14 protein-coding genes are annotated in these 14844 nt (G+C 65.7%); 8 read left to right on the top strand and 6 right to left on the bottom strand.

Annotated features, from left to right (window positions below):
• Positions 1–2: 2 nt before the first annotated feature.
• The 3 genes from AB4Y40_RS16690 to AB4Y40_RS16680 are packed head-to-tail and all read right to left on the bottom strand — an operon-like array spanning position 3 to position 3242.
• Positions 3–1454, bottom strand: a complete 1452-nt coding sequence (locus AB4Y40_RS16690) for a cytochrome P450 (protein ID WP_368688647.1) — start codon at positions 1452–1454, stop codon at positions 3–5.
• Between the two features lie 49 nt (positions 1455–1503).
• A complete protein-coding gene (locus AB4Y40_RS16685; RefSeq protein ID WP_368688729.1) occupies positions 1504–2310 on the bottom strand; it encodes an IclR family transcriptional regulator in 807 nt (268 codons plus the stop codon).
• 59 nt (positions 2311–2369) lie between these two features.
• Complete coding sequence (locus AB4Y40_RS16680) at positions 2370–3242, bottom strand: IclR family transcriptional regulator (protein WP_368688646.1); 873 nt, start codon at positions 3240–3242, stop codon at positions 2370–2372.
• A gap of 274 nt (positions 3243–3516) precedes the next feature.
• Between AB4Y40_RS16680 and AB4Y40_RS16675 the strand changes: the two genes are divergently transcribed.
• From AB4Y40_RS16675 to AB4Y40_RS16650, 6 genes are all read left to right on the top strand, one after another.
• Complete coding sequence (locus AB4Y40_RS16675; RefSeq protein ID WP_254320125.1) at positions 3517–4476, top strand: MBL fold metallo-hydrolase; 960 nt, start codon at positions 3517–3519, stop codon at positions 4474–4476.
• Between the two features lie 39 nt (positions 4477–4515).
• Complete coding sequence (locus AB4Y40_RS16670; RefSeq protein WP_368688645.1) at positions 4516–6228, top strand: FAD-dependent oxidoreductase; 1713 nt, start codon at positions 4516–4518, stop codon at positions 6226–6228.
• A gap of 18 nt (positions 6229–6246) precedes the next feature.
• Positions 6247–6477 carry a DUF2783 domain-containing protein gene (locus tag AB4Y40_RS16665; RefSeq protein WP_254333091.1) on the top strand — a complete coding sequence of 77 codons (231 nt, stop codon included), beginning with the start codon at positions 6247–6249 and terminating at the stop codon, positions 6475–6477.
• 317 nt (positions 6478–6794) lie between these two features.
• A complete protein-coding gene (locus AB4Y40_RS16660) occupies positions 6795–8018 on the top strand; it encodes a cyclic nucleotide-binding domain-containing protein (protein ID WP_368688644.1) in 1224 nt (407 codons plus the stop codon).
• A 20-nt stretch (positions 8019–8038) separates the two neighbouring features.
• Positions 8039–8842 (top strand): flagellar motor protein, encoded by an 804-nt coding sequence (locus tag AB4Y40_RS16655; RefSeq protein ID WP_368688643.1) that lies wholly within the window; start codon positions 8039–8041, stop codon positions 8840–8842.
• Positions 8843–8848: 6 nt separating this feature from the next.
• Positions 8849–9511 (top strand): flagellar motor protein MotB, encoded by a 663-nt coding sequence (locus AB4Y40_RS16650; RefSeq protein WP_368688642.1) that lies wholly within the window; start codon positions 8849–8851, stop codon positions 9509–9511.
• Positions 9512–9550: 39 nt separating this feature from the next.
• Here the strand turns inward: AB4Y40_RS16650 and AB4Y40_RS16645 are convergent, their stop codons facing one another.
• On the bottom strand, positions 9551–10033 hold the full coding sequence (locus tag AB4Y40_RS16645) for an Lrp/AsnC family transcriptional regulator (RefSeq protein ID WP_028202732.1): 483 nt from the start codon (positions 10031–10033) through the stop codon (positions 9551–9553).
• Positions 10034–10422: 389 nt separating this feature from the next.
• Between AB4Y40_RS16645 and AB4Y40_RS16640 the strand changes: the two genes are divergently transcribed.
• Positions 10423–11049, top strand: coding sequence for a LysE family translocator (locus tag AB4Y40_RS16640; RefSeq protein WP_368688641.1), 627 nt, complete (start codon positions 10423–10425; stop codon positions 11047–11049).
• Positions 11050–11125: 76 nt separating this feature from the next.
• Here AB4Y40_RS16640 and AB4Y40_RS16635 read toward each other — a convergent pair whose 3' ends face one another.
• Together AB4Y40_RS16635 and AB4Y40_RS16630 are read right to left on the bottom strand one after the other, a co-directional pair.
• The gene (locus AB4Y40_RS16635; protein WP_368688640.1) at positions 11126–12223 is read right to left on the bottom strand and encodes a DUF2242 domain-containing protein; all 1098 of its coding nucleotides are present in this window, start codon (positions 12221–12223) and stop codon (positions 11126–11128) included.
• Between the two features lie 386 nt (positions 12224–12609).
• Entirely contained in the window at positions 12610–13767 is a 1158-nt protein-coding gene (locus AB4Y40_RS16630) for a branched-chain amino acid ABC transporter substrate-binding protein (protein WP_368688639.1), read from the bottom strand.
• 386 nt (positions 13768–14153) lie between these two features.
• On the opposite strand from AB4Y40_RS16630, the gene AB4Y40_RS16625 reads away from it, so the two are divergent.
• Positions 14154–14825, top strand: coding sequence for a GntR family transcriptional regulator (locus AB4Y40_RS16625; RefSeq protein ID WP_368688638.1), 672 nt, complete (start codon positions 14154–14156; stop codon positions 14823–14825).
• The last annotated feature ends 19 nt before the right edge of the window (positions 14826–14844 follow it).

Genomic DNA, 14844 nt, shown 5'->3' with positions numbered 1-14844 from the left:
GCTTAGGCAGCCGCAGTGCGCTCGCGCGGCTTGAGTTTCACCGGCATCGTATCCGGCACCATCGTAAACGCCTGCACTTCCTGAATCTTCGCGGCATCGATTGCCAGTTCGATCGTGAACGACTGCATCAGCATCGAGAGCGCGAGGCGCATTTCCACCGTCGCGAGATGGCGGCCAGGACACACGCGCGGCCCGGCGCCGAACTGCAGATAAGCGCGCGCGTCATGGGCTTTTCCGTCATCGGCTTCGCGTTCGCCGCGCTTCATCCAGCGCCACGGATCGTAATGCTGCGGATCGGCGAAATGCTTCGCGTCGAGCATGGCGGGACGCGCGACGAAGAACATGCGCGTGCCCTTGGGCAACGCCACGTTGTCCACCACCACGTCTTCCAGAGGCTCGAACGAATGCACGGACGCCACCGGGCGCAGACGCGTGGCTTCGATGCAGATCGCCTCGAAAATATCGAGGTCCTTCAACGTGGCGTAGTCGGGGCAGACCGTCGAATTGCCGAGCACGCGTGAGGCTTCGTCGCCGAGATGCTGCTGCAACGACGTATCTTCGGCGAGATAGGGTAGCGTCCACGCGATGGAGTCGGCGGTCGTGTCTTCGCCCGCGATCAGGAGCGTGAGCACGTTCGCGCGGATCTGCGCGTCGCTGATGGTCGTCTCGCCGCCCGGCGCCTGCTGCTGCGCGAGCATCGCTTCGAGCAGATTGCGCGGCGCATCCGACGGATCGTCGCGCATGCGCTCGCGGGCGCGCGCCATCATCGCGTTGACGTAGCGGTGCACTTCCTCGAGCGAGCGCTCGAGCTTGCGGTCCGCTGGCAGCTTGACATATCGCCAGTACGGAAAGAGCGCGTTGGTGCGCCTCATCACGCCCGGCAGGATGCGCTCCAGGTGCTCTTGAATCACGCCGTGATCGCGCTCCAGCGTGCGCGGATCTTCGCCGAACGCGAGCGCGCTCGTCACGTCCACCGTGTAGCGCTTGAGGTCGTCGGTCATCTCGACGGTTTCGCCGCGCTCGGCCGCGCGTTGCCAGCGGGAGTGAAGACGCTGCGTGATATCGGCCAGCGTGGGGTAGAACGCCTTGATGTTGGGAATCGAGAGCGCCTGCATCACGAGCTTGCGCTGCGGTTCCCACGCAACGCCTTCTGCCGAGAAAAGGCCGTTGAAGCCCATCTCCTCGAACACCGCTTCGATCGGCTGATAGCGGCGGAAGCGATGCGGACGCTCGCGCATGATCTGCTGGATCAGCTCGGTATCGGTCCAGATCGTGATGGGGATGCCGCCCACCTGGAAGCGGTAGGGCGCGCCGAGTTCGGCGGCCCATTGTTCGAGGATCAGATGCAGACGCGGCGGCGAAAGCTGCAGCAGATTGCCGACGAGCGGCAGGCCGCGCGGGCAGGGCAGGTCGGCGATCTGGCGCAATGCTTGTCCGGTGGATGCCGTGCTCATGGGGTGGTTCTCATCACGTGGTCGTTTTTATATCGCGTGCGAAAGGCGCTCATAGCGGCGCGGCCGCCGCCCCTTCCATGTAACCGAAGCGCCGCGAGAGGCGTTCCGCGGCGGCGATCAGCAGTTGCGCCGCCGCGCCTTCGCGTGCGATGTCGAGGCTGCCCGAAGGCCCCATCACCGCGAGCACGAGGCATACGCTGCCGGTGTGGTCGAACACGGGCGCGGTCACGGTGCTGATGCCGGGAATGGGTTTGTCGAGCGCCGTGTCCACGCCTTCGGCGCGAATGGCGGCGAGCCGCGCGAGGTAGGCGGGCGTGGCGCCCTCGCGCGGCTTCGCGCCCGCGAGCCGCAGCTCGTCCTGGGCGAGCAGGGCCGCGCGCACATCGTCGTCGACCCATGCGGCGAACACGCGTCCGATCGACGTGTTGACGAGCGACATCACCGTGCCGGGGCGCAGGCTCACGTGCAGCGGCAGCGCCGATTCTTCGAGACGCACGACGGTCGGGCCGAGCGGCCCCGGCACCGCGAGCGCGACGCTCATCGCGGTGGCGGCGGCGAGGCCCACCAGCTCGGCGTCGGCTTCGCGAACCGGCGAAAGACGCGCGAGGCCGATCAGGCCGAGTTCGAGACTGAGCGGTCCCGCTTCGTAGCGGCCCGCGGCGTCGCGCGCGAGCAGGCCGATCTTCTGCAGGCTCACGAGGTGCGGGAAAGCCTTGGCGGGCGCCATCCCCGCGGCGGCGGCGAGGTCGCGCAACGGCAAGGGCGTGCCCGCCGCGACGAGCGCGGCGAGCAGTTCGCCCGTGACATCGAGGGACTGGATGCCGCGTTGCGGTTTGTCGGCGGCTTCGGCTGCCATGCCGACCACGGCGTCTTCGCCGGCGGCTTGCGTTGCGTCGTCGCGCGGAGGCCTGGAGCTTACTCGGGGCATGTCGGTGTCGATGAAAAAGCGGCGGCGGTGATTTCGGCAGCGGCGTCGCGCAGCGCACGCACGACCGCGCCGTTCGCGCGCACGTCGATCACTCCGCTCGCGCCGATGGCGGTGAGCGTGAGGCTCGGTTCGCGTCCGGGGCCGAGCACGGGCACGCAGACGCTGCTCACGCCTGGGCTCGGTGCGTCGATGGCGAGTTCGTAGCCGCGCGCGCGGATGGCGTCGAGCGAGGCGAGGAAGGCGGCATCGGGCGTGCTTTCCTGGGGCGCGCTCGCGGCACTGGCCACGTGGCTGGTGCCGCGCCACACCGGCTGCGCGGTTTGCGTGGCCCATGCGGCTTCGAGCGCCTCGGACCCGAGGAACGCGCAGAACACGCGGCCCGTGGCCGTGGCCCGCAGCGACATCACCGTGCCGACATGCAAGTTCACGTGCAGAGGCAGGCTCGCGTGCTCGTAGTGCACGATCGTCGGCCCCTGGGGCCCGGCAATGCACAGCGCGACGCTGCAGTTGAGCGCCTGCGCGAGCGCGGCGGCGCGCGGCACGGCCTCGCGCAGCGCGGGTTGCTGCGCGAGATGCAGCAGGCCGAGGCGCAGCGCGAGCGGCCCGGGCTCATAGCGCCCCGAAAGCGCGTCGCGCTTGATGAGCCCGAGGCGCGTGAGGCTCACGAGATAGGCGTGCGCCTGGCTCGACGGAATGTCGCCGCTCGCCGCGAGATCGGTGGGGCCAAGCGGCGCGCGCGCGTCGGCGAGGGCGCGCAGCAGGCGTCCGCCCACCTCCACGCTCTGGATGCCGCGCTGCGTGCGGGCCGCCGTCGCGTTGCTTTCCGGCGCGGACGCGGCGCTGTCGTTGCGACGTCTCATGGCGCTTTTCTCTGGCTGAAAAAGGGTCCATGTTAACTGAACGGCGGCAGCCGCACGGACAGCAGCATGCTTTGGCCAGAAATTAACCTATAGCAATATAATTCGCTATTGACAAATAAAAACGGGAAGACCATCATGGCCTCACCCCGGCACAACAGCGGTTCATTTCAATTTCAAACGGGGCGAGACAACCAGGGCTGGCGCCCAACGCGCCCGGCCCGTGCGCGCTTCGCCCCGCCCCGGCTTCAAGAGCCCCTCGATACGGAGACTCAACATGGCAAAGGCGTTCGCATCCCAGGCCGACCTCGAAGAAAAGAAGGTCACCTTCACGCAGCTCTCGGAAAACGCATACGCGTACACCACGGAAGGCGACCCCAACTCGGGCGTCATCATCGGCGACGACGGCGTGCTGATCGTCGACACCACGGCCACGCCCGCCATGGCGCAGGACCTCATCGCGAAGATCCGCACCGTTACCGACAAGCCCATCAAGTACGTCGTGCTCTCGCACTATCACGCGGTGCGCGTGCTGGGCGCTTCGGCGTACTTCAAGGAAGGCGCGCAGCAGATCATCGCGAGCCGCGGTACGTATGAAATGATCGTCGAGCGCGGCGAAGCCGACATGAAGTCGGAAATCGAGCGCTTCCCGCGTCTGTTCGCGGGCGTCGAAACGGTGCCGGGCCTCACGTGGCCCACGCTCGTGTTCGAGAAGGAAATCACGCTGTTCCTCGGCAAGCTCGAAGTGAAGATCGCGCACCTCGGTTCGGGTCACACCAAGGGCGACACGGTGGTGTGGCTGCCGCAGCAGAAGGTGCTGTTCTCAGGCGACCTCGTCGAATACGACGCTGCGTGCTATTGCGGCGACGCCCAGCTCGCCGACTGGCCGGCCACGCTAGAAGCGCTGCGCTCGCTGGGCGCCGAAAAGCTCGTGCCGGGCCGCGGCCCCGCGCTGCTCAACCCCGCGGAAGTCAACAAGGGTCTCGACTACACGAAGGACTTCGTGACTACGTTGCTCGCGCAAGGCCGCGCCGCCGTGGCGCAGAAGCTCGACCTGAAGGGCGCGATGTCGCTCACGCGCGAGGCGATGGACCCGAAGTTCGGCCACGTGTTCATCTACGAGCACTGCCTGCCGTTCGACGTGACGCGCGCGTATGACGAGGCGAGCGGCATTACGCATCCGCGCATCTGGACGGCGCAGCGCGACAAGGAGATGTGGGACGCGCTGCAGGATTGACGTGCTGCTTGACAGGCTGAAGACGGTGGAGACAAAACGATGATCGACTATCAGACGCTGACCTTCGACTACGCGCGATGCAGCGAACAAACTCCGGACGCCGCCGCGTGCGTGCGTCCGGTCGTGGTGGTCGGCGCGGGGCCGGTGGGCCTCGCGACGGCCATCGACGTCGCGCGGCAAGGCGTGCCGGTGGTGCTCGTGGACGACGACTGCACGCTTTCCACGGGCTCGCGCGCCATCTGCTTTTCCAAGCGCTCGCTCGATATCTTCGACCGCCTCGGCTGCGGCGACCGCATGGTCGAGAAGGGCGTGAGCTGGAACGTGGGCAAGGTGTTTCGCAAGGACGAACTCGTCTACACGTTCAACCTGCTGCCCGAAAGCGGCCATCATCGGCCCGCCTTCGTGAATCTTCAGCAGTACTACGTGGAAGGCTACCTGCTCGAATGTGCGCAGGCATTGCCCAACCTCGAAATCCGCTGGAAAAACAAGGTGACGGGCGTCGCGCAGCATGGCACGCCGGGCGCCGCCGATGCACACGTCGCGCTCGAAATCGAAACGCCCGACGGCCCGTACACGCTGCTCGCGCGCTACGTGGTGGCCGCCGACGGCTCGCGCAGCCCGCTGCGCAAGCTGCTCGGTCTCGACAGCCACGGCCGCACCTTCAAGGACCGCTTCCTGATCGCCGACGTGAAGATGGAAGCCGACTTCCCCACCGAACGCTGGTTCTGGTTCGATCCGCCGTTCCATCCGAACCAGTCGGTGCTGCTGCATCGCCAGCCCGACAACGTCTGGCGCATCGACTTCCAGCTCGGCTGGGACGCCGACCCGGTGCTCGAAAAAACGCCCGAGCGCGTGATTCCGCGCGTGCGCGCACTGCTCGGGCCCGACGTGAAGTTCGAGCTGGAATGGGTGAGCATCTACACGTTCTCGTGTCTGCGCATGGACAGCTTTCGCCAGGGCAACGTGCTGTTCGCGGGCGACTCGGCGCATCTGGTTTCGCCGTTCGGCGCGCGCGGTGCGAACAGCGGGTTCCAGGACGGCGAGAACCTCGCATGGAAGCTCGCGATGGTGCTGGAGAACCATGCGCCCGACGCGCTGCTCGACACCTATGCGAGCGAGCGCGAATACGCCGCCGACGAAAACATCCGCAACTCCACGCGCTCGACCGACTTCATCACGCCCAAGAGCGCGGTGAGCCGCGTGTTCCGCGACGCCGTGCTCACGCTTGCCCGCGAGCATGCCTTTGCGCGGCAACTGGTGAACAGCGGCCGGCTTTCCGTGCCGGCGGTGCTGCGCGAATCGACCTTGAACACGCCCGACGAAGAGACGTTCGACGGCCAGATGGAGCCGGGCGCTTCGTGTGCAGACGCGCCGGTGCAAAACGCGTCGGGTGACGAGAGCTGGCTGCTCGCGCATCTGGGCGACCAGTTCGCGGGCCTCGTGTTCAGCGGTGCGGGCTCGGCGTTCGATACCGCGACGCTCGACACGCTGCAGGCGCTCTCGCGTTCTGCGGTGCCGCTCAAGTTCGTCGTGATGCTCGAAGGCGATGAGGCTGTTCCGGCAGGCCTGCCGGCATCGACGGTGGTGTTGCGCGACGTGCAAGGCCTGGCGGCGCAGCGCTACGGCGCGCAGGACGGCGCGTTCTATCTGATTCGTCCGGACCAGCACGTGAGCGCACGCTGGCGGCGCGCCGATGCGGCGCGCGTGGAGAGCGCGCTCAAGCGGGCGCTGTGCGTGCAAGGCACGGCATAGAGGAGCGAGGAGACAACCATGCTGAACACCCAACCGAACCTGGCAAGACCGGACGACTTTTACGAAGCGCTGATCGACATGCATCGCGATCTCGACGAGGCGCAGAGTCAATCGGCCAATGCGCAACTGATCCTGCTGCTCGCGAACCACATCGGCGAGCACGAAACGCTGATGCAAGCGCTTCGCTTCGCGCGCGCAGGCGTGAGTGCGCCAGCGAGCAACGGTGCGACGGGAAAACTTGCGGCGTGAAAGACTGAAAGAGACTGATAGCGTTAATGAATGCGGCCAGTGCAAACTGGCCGCATTCATTTTCCCGCACGCAATTCATCGCCATTTGCAGCACTTCTCGCGCAAGCAATCGTTTGCGTTCGCAAAACGCGCATGACACCTCGGCGCATAGACTCGCGACAAGGGCTTTCGGCATGCTTTCCACGCGGGCCAACTATGCAAGCTGATTCAAGAACGTCCTGGAAAACGCCGTAAACGCGGCTCATAGCACTCACTTCGCAAACGCATAAGATAGTCAGACAAATGCGGGCGATGGAATCGTTTTCCGGGGATAGAACTTGAATCGCAGTCAAACATGGTCGCGTACGGCGGCGCCGGGCGAGATCATTTATTCGGAAGGCTTTGCAGGCGAACGATTGATTTTCGTGATCGCCGACGGCAAGGTCGAAATCTCCACCCGTTGCGACGACAAGAAAGTCGTGATGGCCACGCTCGGACGCGGCGAATTTTTCGGCGAGACGGCGTTGCTCGGCGCGGAACCGCGACCGAACACGGCGAAGGCGCTCAGCTTTTGCCAACTGACCGTCGTGCCGGCGAGTCTCATCGAAGAGGAACTCGAACGCGTCACGCCGATGCTGCGCCATGTGGTGCGCACGCTCACGCGGCGCGTCAAGGCGAAGGACGATCTGCTCGCCACCTACACCCATGCTGACTTCATGCCGGGCGTACTGTCTTACGCGCACGTGCTCGCGCTGATCGCAGGGGCGAGCGATCGCGCCGAAGGCGGCGATACCTGGTCGCGACACGGCGCGAGCGGCGCCGAAGTGAGCGTGCCGCTCGCCGACGTCGTGCAGAAATGCCGTGCCGTGGCCGGCCATTCTCGTCCGCATGTGATGGCCATGCTCCGGCGTATGGAAAAGCTCAATCTCGTCGCGATGCAAAGCGGGCAGGCCACGCACCTCGCCAACAACGCCGCAGCGGCAGAAGGAGCGTTGGGCCGCCAGGTGGTGACGTTCGACCCCGTGCGCATCGTGGAGCGCGCGACACAGGTCGCAGACAGCGATCTCGATGTGTCGATCAACAGCGAACTCGAACTGATCGAACTGGGCGATCTCGAAGCGCTGATCGGCGTGGAGCGCAAGGTCATTCTCAACAAGCTCTCGCACGCCGAAATCGCCGACGAGGTCTTCGCGTTCCGCAAGTCGAAGGTGCTCAACTTCGTCGAGCAAAAGGGCGTGGCGTATTTCTCGAAGCGCACGAATCGCGGTTCGGGTGAACTCAAGGCGCTCGACGATCTGTTGTTCGTCGATCAGCGCACGCTGTTCGAAGCCGTGAGCGCGCTCGATACCTACGATCTCGCGAAACTGCTCGCCTCGATCGAGGATCCGGCCGTATCCGAGCGCCTGCTCTCGGTGATGGCGGACGCACGCAAGAACGAAGTGTCGTGGGTCATGCGCCGCGACATCAAGATCGATCCCGTGGAAGTCGAAGATATCGAGCAGCGCCTGCTTGAAGCGGTGCGTGCACTCAAGTCGCCTGGCGCGCGCCAGGCGGATCGCTGAGTGGGGATGGGGAGACACGCATGGATCTGCTTACCCTGATCGGTATCGCCATCGGCGCGCTCGCTGTGGTCGCGGGCTTCTCGCTGGAAGGCGGCCATTTCGTCACGCTGCTTCAGCCCGAGGCGCTGGCCATCGTGCTGGGCGGCACGCTCGGCGCCGTGATGATCCAGAACACGTGGGCGCGCTTCTTCGATGCCATCAAGCAATTGCGCATGGCCTTCGTGAAAGCGCCACGTGTAGATGAAGCGAGCCTCGCCGCCGTGCTGGAGTGGGGCGATCAGGCCAAGCTCAACGGTCTGCTAGCCTTCGAATCGATGGATCTGCAGGGCATTCATCCGTTCGCGCGGCGCGGGCTCGAACTGCTTGCGAGCGGCGTTTCGACTGCCGTGCTCGAAGATGCGCTCCATCGCGAACTCGAAGCCTCCGGGCGCAAGCACATGGCGGCGGCGCGTGTGTGGCAGCAGGCGGGCGGCTATGCGCCCACGTTCGGCATTCTCGGCTCGGTGCTCGGCCTGATTCAGGTCACGGGGCATCTGATCGAGCCTGCGGAACTCGGGCCCGGCATTGCCGTGGCCTTCATCGCCACGCTTTATGGCCTGGCTTTCGCGAACCTGGTTTTTCTGCCGCTGTATGGCAAGATGCGCGCGCATATCGAAAGCGAACTGCGTCTGCGCAAGCTCTATCTTGACGGCCTGCTCGCTATTTCGCGCAAGGAGTCGCCGCACACGATCGCCACGCGTCTCGCTGGCGAGGTGGGCGGCAAGAGCGGCGGTTTGCAGGGCGAAGCGAACGTTTGGGCGCTGGACACGACGCACGCGAGCTGACCGCCCATGCTTTCCGATAAAGACTTGCCGCTCACGGCGCATTTCGATCACGACGAGGACGAAGGCGGCGAATCGAGTTCGGGCCGTTGGCTCATTTCCTACGCGGACCTGATCACGACGCTGATGGTGCTGTTCCTCGCGCTCTATGCGATGCAGCTCGCAAAGCATAAGGAATCCGAAATACGCTCGGCGGCGCAGCGCACGAGCACGGCGGCAGCGGTCGGGAATATGCCCGCCGTCGATCAGGCGTTGCTCGCCTCGCTCGAAACGCTGCGCGAGCGCGGCGAAATCACGATCGTGCCAGCGGCGCGCGGCGTGGAGATCGGCATCAACGCGAAGATCCTGTTCAACGCGGGCGATGCCACGCTGCTGCCCGATTCGCTTGGCGTGCTGGGGCGTATCGCCGAGGTGCTGCGCGCGGCACCGGCGGGCAATATCCTCGTGGAAGGGCACACCGACAGCACGCCGATCGCGAACGCGAAATTCGCGTCGAACTGGGAGCTCTCTTCGGCGCGCGCGGGCGCGGTGGTGCGCTTTCTGGTCGAGCGCGGCATCGAGCCTCACCGGCTCGCCGCGATTGGCCGCGCCGACAACTTCCCGCTCGTGGCAGGCAACGACCCCGCGAGCCGCGCGCTGAACCGGCGCGTGACGCTGATCGTCCAGCGCTGACGCTCACGCCTTTCGCGTGGTCGCCAAGGCAAACGCGCGTCACACCTGCATGGACGGCACATCCTTCATGCAGCGCAAGGCGAACATCGACCGGCTGTGGCGAATGCTCGAGATGCGATAGAGCTTCTCGCGCAGGAAGCGCTCGTAGCCGGCGGTGCCATCCACCGCCACCTTGATCCAGTAGTCGTACTCGCCGGAGACGAGATAGGCCTCCAGCACTTCGGGCAGCGCCGCGAGTTCGGCGCCGAAGCGCGCGAGCGCGTCGTCTTCGTGGCGGTCGAGCGTCACTTCCAGAATCACGATGTCGGCGTAGCCCAGCTTTTGCTGGTTCACGAGCGCGACATAGCCGTCGATATAGCCATCGGCTTCGAGCTGGCGGGTGCGATTCCAGCACGCGGTGGTGGACATGCCCACCTGCTCGGCCAGTTCGGCGTTGGAAAGTCGGGCGTTCTTTTGCAGGGCGCTGAGGATCTTGCGATCCTGGTTGTCGAGCGCTTTGGGCGGGCGTTCACGGGGGCTCATGGCGAAAAAGAATCTTGTACAGGTAGATACAATTCTAGCGGAAGAAGATTCTGTCTATTGGCCGTTTTTGCCTGAAAACCGGAAGCCTATCCACGTAATTCCCCGGTATATTTTCCACATGCCTTCTTGCCTGGCACGACCCACGCGGCCACCTCCCCGCTGTGGGGAGCGCCGCCGCAGCCACGAGCCGCGGTGGTCCGTCAGGGCCGTTTCCGTTGCACCCTGCGGCGGCTACCGGGCGTTGCGCGCGTTCACCACGCAGCCAGCAGTGTCCGGTCAGGCAGATGGCATTTAAAAACCGCGCTTTCGCGCGGTTTTTTGTTGCCCGTTTTTAATACCCGCGACCCCGAGCGCCGTTCGTCACCCCGTCTTCGCCAGCACGCCCCGCAATGTCGATCCAGCTGTATCTCTCTTTTCTCGCCGCCGCGCTCGTCCTTGTCTACACGCCCGGTCCCGTCAACGTGCTCACCATGAGCCAGGCGCTCCACGCCGGCTGGCGCCGCGCGCTGCCCTGCGTCTGGGGCGGCACGCTCGCGGTGCTGCTCCAGCTCGCGCTGACGGCGCTGTGCCTCAATTCGCTACTGCTCATTAGTGAGCATTCACTTACGTTGTTGCGTTGGCTGGGCGCGGCCTATCTGATCTGGCTGGGGTGCAAGCAGTGGCGCAGCCGCTCTTTGACGGGCACGGATGCGCCTGCCGATGCCGACGATGCCTGCCGTCGCGATTTGTTCTGGCGCGGATTCGCGACCTCCGGGCTCAATCCGAAGACCTTGCTGTTCTTCCCGTCGTTTTTCCCGCAGTTCATGAGCGCCGATGCGCCCTGGAGCGCCAACCGTCAGTATTGGCTGCTGGCGGCGACGTTCGCGCTGCTGTTTGCGGGCGGCGTGGCTTCGATGGCGCTGTTTTCGCACCGGCTGCGCCACGTGCTGCAGCGGCCGAGGCGCATGCGTGCCGTGAACCGCCTGATGGGCAGCCTGCTTGTCGGAATGGGCGCGATGATGGCCGGCTTGCGCTGAGCGCGCAGGCGGCGGATGGCTCGCGCGAGGGTGCGCGAGCCGGCTGGCCTGACGCCGGTTTGGCGCGCGGCGGCGCTTAAGGCGAGGGGGGCGATGCGGCCGGCGCTGCAGTCGACGTGGCGGCGGCAGCTGATGGCGTTGCCGAGTCCGCTGCCACGCTCTGGGTGCCGGAGGCCGACGCGAGCGTTTGTGCCGCCGCTACGCTAGCCGACGCCGCCACGGCCGCAGACGCCGCCGCGGGCATCGCCGCATTGTGAGTGGTCACACTCGTCGCGAGCCCCGCAGCCTGCGGGTTTGCCGCAGCCGGCGCCGGCACGCCCATGATCGCCGCCGCAGCCGCAGCGCCGTGGTCGACCGGTGCGGATGCGCCCGGCGCAGAGGCGGCGGGTGCCGGTGCCGCCGTGGCAGGCGCCGGCGCAGACGCGGGCGCAGCCGGTGGCGCTGTCACAACCGGCGCGGCAGGCAGTGTGCTGCCATGCAACACCGCCGCGCCCGTCGCCGCAGCCGCCGCGGCGGCTGCCGGCGCAGCCGACCCGACCGTGGTCGCGGCGGGCGCGGCGCTTGCCGTGACCGGCTCAATGGGCGGCGGCAACGGCGAAATCTTGATCGCGCCAACGCCCGGCACAGGCTCGCTGCGCGCCGAAGCGCTCAAATAGCGCCCCACCAGATCGAAGAAGCGCGAGTAAAACGGGCCCGACTGGATCGTCTCGCTCGAAATCTTCACCATTTCGTCGCTGTTCGAGCGGATCGGCAGCGAAACCGACCCCAGGATCGAGAGCCCGACGCTCGCCGAGGTATCGCTCTTCTTGAGCGCGTAGCCGTTCTGCACGGCGTTCACGTACACCATGCTGGTATTGCTCGCGTCGCCCGGCGTGCAGACGACGTGCACCTCCACGACGATGTGCTGATCCATCGTCGGCTGGAAATTCTTCGTGGCGTCGACGGTGTCGTTGCGCGTCATCGTCGTCATGTAGCCCTGGCTCAGCAGCGCGCGGCGCGACGACTCGCAGGCGTCAGTGCTCGCGTAGTTGAAGCTGCGCGAGAACTGGCTCGGCGCCGTGCTCAGCAGCTGATCTTCCTGGAACTTGGGCTTGGGCGACGAGCACGCGCCGAGCGCAGCAGCCAGCGTCACCGAGACGACGGCGAGGGCGGCGCTGCGAAGCGGGACGGGCAAACGAGGGACAACTTTCAAAAAACGGGACATGTTCGGGGCAAACAGGGCAGCAATGCGGCATTGCATCGGACGGCATGCATTGTAGTTCGGTTCCGCTGCGCACGACCGAACGCTCGTTTTTTCGAGGGATTTCGAAAGCCGGACGAAGGCGTCCCGAAGCTTACATCCCACATGACGAAAAAAAACGGGCTTCCGCCCAACGCGAAAGCCCGTGCCAACCCGGCGCCCGGGACAGCGAGCGGAGAAGAGCACTCGCTGGCGTGCGCCGCAGCCGGGTACCGCCGGCTGTTCCTGTGCGCAGTGCGCTAAATCGTCGGGCCACACTGGCCGCCGCGCCCGCAACGCGGCGTCAGTGTGGGCTCACTTCATCGGTTCGTTCCGTCGACTTACTTCGTGCCGACCGTCGTGAGCGGCTGCCACTTGCCGTTCACGACCTTGTAGACCGTCACGCCGCCGTATTTGAGGTCGCCGTACTGGTCGTAGGCCAGCTCGTTCGTGGTCACGCCCTTCATGTTGGTGGTCTTGAGCGAAGCGAGGTAGATGTGCGGATCGGTCGAGTTCGCCTTCTTCATGGCGGCAAACACGGCGCGCGTGCCGTCGTACGCGTACGGCGAGTACAGTTCGACCGGCTTGTTGAAGCGCTTGGTGTAGCGCTCGACGTAGCGCTTGCCGCCCGGCATCTGGTCGAGCGGGCTGCCGCCCGACGAAGCGAGCGCGCCATCGGCCGCCGGACCGGCGATCTTGATGAGTTCGTCCGAGTGCATCATGTCGGGGCCGATCAGCGTGGCCTTGATCGCGAGCGACTTCATTTGCTTGAGCATCGGCGCGGCCTGGGTGTCGGCGCCGCCGTAGAAGATCGCGTCGGCGTCGGCCGACTTGATGTGCGTGAGGATCGAGCGGAAGTCCACGGCCTTGTCGTTGGTGAATTCCTGCGCGACCACCGTGCCGCCCGCTGCCTTCACGGCCTTGGCGAACTCTTCGGCCACGCCTTGACCGTAGGCCGTGCGGTCGTCGATCACGGCGAAACGCTTGAACTTCAAGTCCTTCACGACGTACTCGCCGAGCACGCTGCCTTGCTGCGCGTCGGACGTGACGAGGCGGAACGTGGTGGGCAGCCCCTGGCGCGTATAGCTGGGCGCGGTGGCCGTGGCGATTTCGGGAATGCCGGCCTTCGCGTAGATCGGCGAGGCGGGAATGCTGGTGCCCGAGTTGAAGTGGCCGATCACGGCCGCAACGCCGTCGTCCACGAGCTTCTGCGCGACGGTCGTGCCGGTGCGCGGGTCGGCCTGGTCGTCGTAGGCGTCGAGCACGAAGCGCACCGGCTTGCCGCCGATGGTCGGGTTCGTGGCGTTCTCGTCGTCGATCGCCATTTGCACGCCGCTGCGGAAGTCCGCGCCGTAGTGAGCCTGGCCGCCCGTGAGCGGGGCGGCGAAGCCGATCTTGACGTCGGTGGCCTGGGCGAGCGCGCCGGCGCTCCACAGGGCCGCGACAGCGGCAAGCACAACGGGCGCGCGCAGGCGCAGATGGGGTTTGCTTGGGTTCATTCTGGTTCTCTCCTCAGTGGTCTACGTTTTTCATGGGCGCAGCCGGGCCCGCACCGCGTTCGGAGCGCGCGGCGTGCCTTTTTGCGCAGGGGTGAAGCAAAAGGAACCGGCCGCCGGATGGCGGTTTGCCGGGCGAAGCCGTTGCGCACGCAACAGCCCCGGGGACGGCCCGGTGGATACGCTAAAATTGCTTGGTTTTCAGATGCTTACAGAAACCTCTACAGTCTCCAGAGAAGGAAACGGCACAGTGGGAATGGCTGGCGGATCCGTACTGTCAGCATAAATATCCAGAAGTGATTGGATTGTATCCAATTCTGGCAGGCAAAAATATTGACGACAACACTTTTTCGTCGGACGGCGTTCGTCCGTCCGGCGCCCACGAGCTCATGACGACAGTGCAGGCCAAGGAAGACCAGCGATCGCTGCCTCAAACGATCCGCGACCAGCTGCGCGACGAGATCCTGCGCGGCGTACTGCCGCCCGGTGCGCAGCTGCGCCAGGAGAGCCTGGCGGAGCGCTTCGGCGCGAGCCGCATTCCCGTGCGCGAGGCGCTGCGCCAGCTCGAGGCCGAAGGGCTCGTGAGCTACCAGCTCAATCGCGGCGCGGTGGTGATCGCCATGTCCACGCAGGAGATCTGCGAGCTGCTCGACATTCGCGCGGCGCTGGAGACCTACGCGGCGAAGCTCGCGGTGCCGAACATGGTGGCCGGCGACATCGACGTGATGAAGCGCATTCTCGCGGCGTACGACGCCGCTTCGTCACCCGCGGAGTGGGCCGAATGCAACCGCCAGTTCCATCTGGCGCTGTGCGCGCCAGCGAATAACGCGCGTCTGCGCAAGATGATCGAGGAGTACTGCCTGAGCACGACGAATCGATATCCGCATCTGCGCATGTCGCTCGATACGGAGAAGAACGAGGTGCAAAGCGATCACTACGCGATCGTCGACGCCTGCAAGCGGCGCGCCGTGGATGAAGTGGTGGCGCTGATCGAGCGGCATATTCTCGATACCAAACGCGAGGTGATGGCCGCGGCGCGGCTGGCTGGTCTGGATAACTAAGCGTTTCTTTTTGCTTTAC

It is taken from the genome of Paraburkholderia sp. EG287B, from assembly GCF_040965595.1.
In the GTDB taxonomy this organism is placed as follows: domain Bacteria; phylum Pseudomonadota; class Gammaproteobacteria; order Burkholderiales; family Burkholderiaceae; genus Paraburkholderia.
This window is presented reverse-complemented; position numbering and strand designations above follow the sequence as displayed.

Excerpts from the sequence above, each read along its gene's own strand:
- AB4Y40_RS16690 (WP_368688647.1), bottom strand. The coding sequence starts at position 1,454 with ATGAGCACGGCATCCACCGGACAAGCATTGCGCCAGATCGCCGACCTG.
- AB4Y40_RS16685 (WP_368688729.1), bottom strand. The coding sequence starts at position 2,310 with ATGGCAGCCGAAGCCGCCGACAAACCGCAACGCGGCATCCAGTCCCTC.
- AB4Y40_RS16680 (WP_368688646.1), bottom strand. The coding sequence starts at position 3,242 with ATGAGACGTCGCAACGACAGCGCCGCGTCCGCGCCGGAAAGCAACGCG.
- AB4Y40_RS16675 (WP_254320125.1), top strand. The coding sequence starts at position 3,517 with ATGGCAAAGGCGTTCGCATCCCAGGCCGACCTCGAAGAAAAGAAGGTC.
- AB4Y40_RS16670 (WP_368688645.1), top strand. The coding sequence starts at position 4,516 with ATGATCGACTATCAGACGCTGACCTTCGACTACGCGCGATGCAGCGAA.
- AB4Y40_RS16665 (WP_254333091.1), top strand. The coding sequence starts at position 6,247 with ATGCTGAACACCCAACCGAACCTGGCAAGACCGGACGACTTTTACGAA.
- AB4Y40_RS16655 (WP_368688643.1), top strand. The coding sequence starts at position 8,039 with ATGGATCTGCTTACCCTGATCGGTATCGCCATCGGCGCGCTCGCTGTG.
- AB4Y40_RS16650 (WP_368688642.1), top strand. The coding sequence starts at position 8,849 with ATGCTTTCCGATAAAGACTTGCCGCTCACGGCGCATTTCGATCACGAC.
- AB4Y40_RS16645 (WP_028202732.1), bottom strand. The coding sequence starts at position 10,033 with ATGAGCCCCCGTGAACGCCCGCCCAAAGCGCTCGACAACCAGGATCGC.
- AB4Y40_RS16640 (WP_368688641.1), top strand. The coding sequence starts at position 10,423 with ATGTCGATCCAGCTGTATCTCTCTTTTCTCGCCGCCGCGCTCGTCCTT.
- AB4Y40_RS16630 (WP_368688639.1), bottom strand. The coding sequence starts at position 13,767 with ATGAACCCAAGCAAACCCCATCTGCGCCTGCGCGCGCCCGTTGTGCTT.
- AB4Y40_RS16625 (WP_368688638.1), top strand. The coding sequence starts at position 14,154 with ATGACGACAGTGCAGGCCAAGGAAGACCAGCGATCGCTGCCTCAAACG.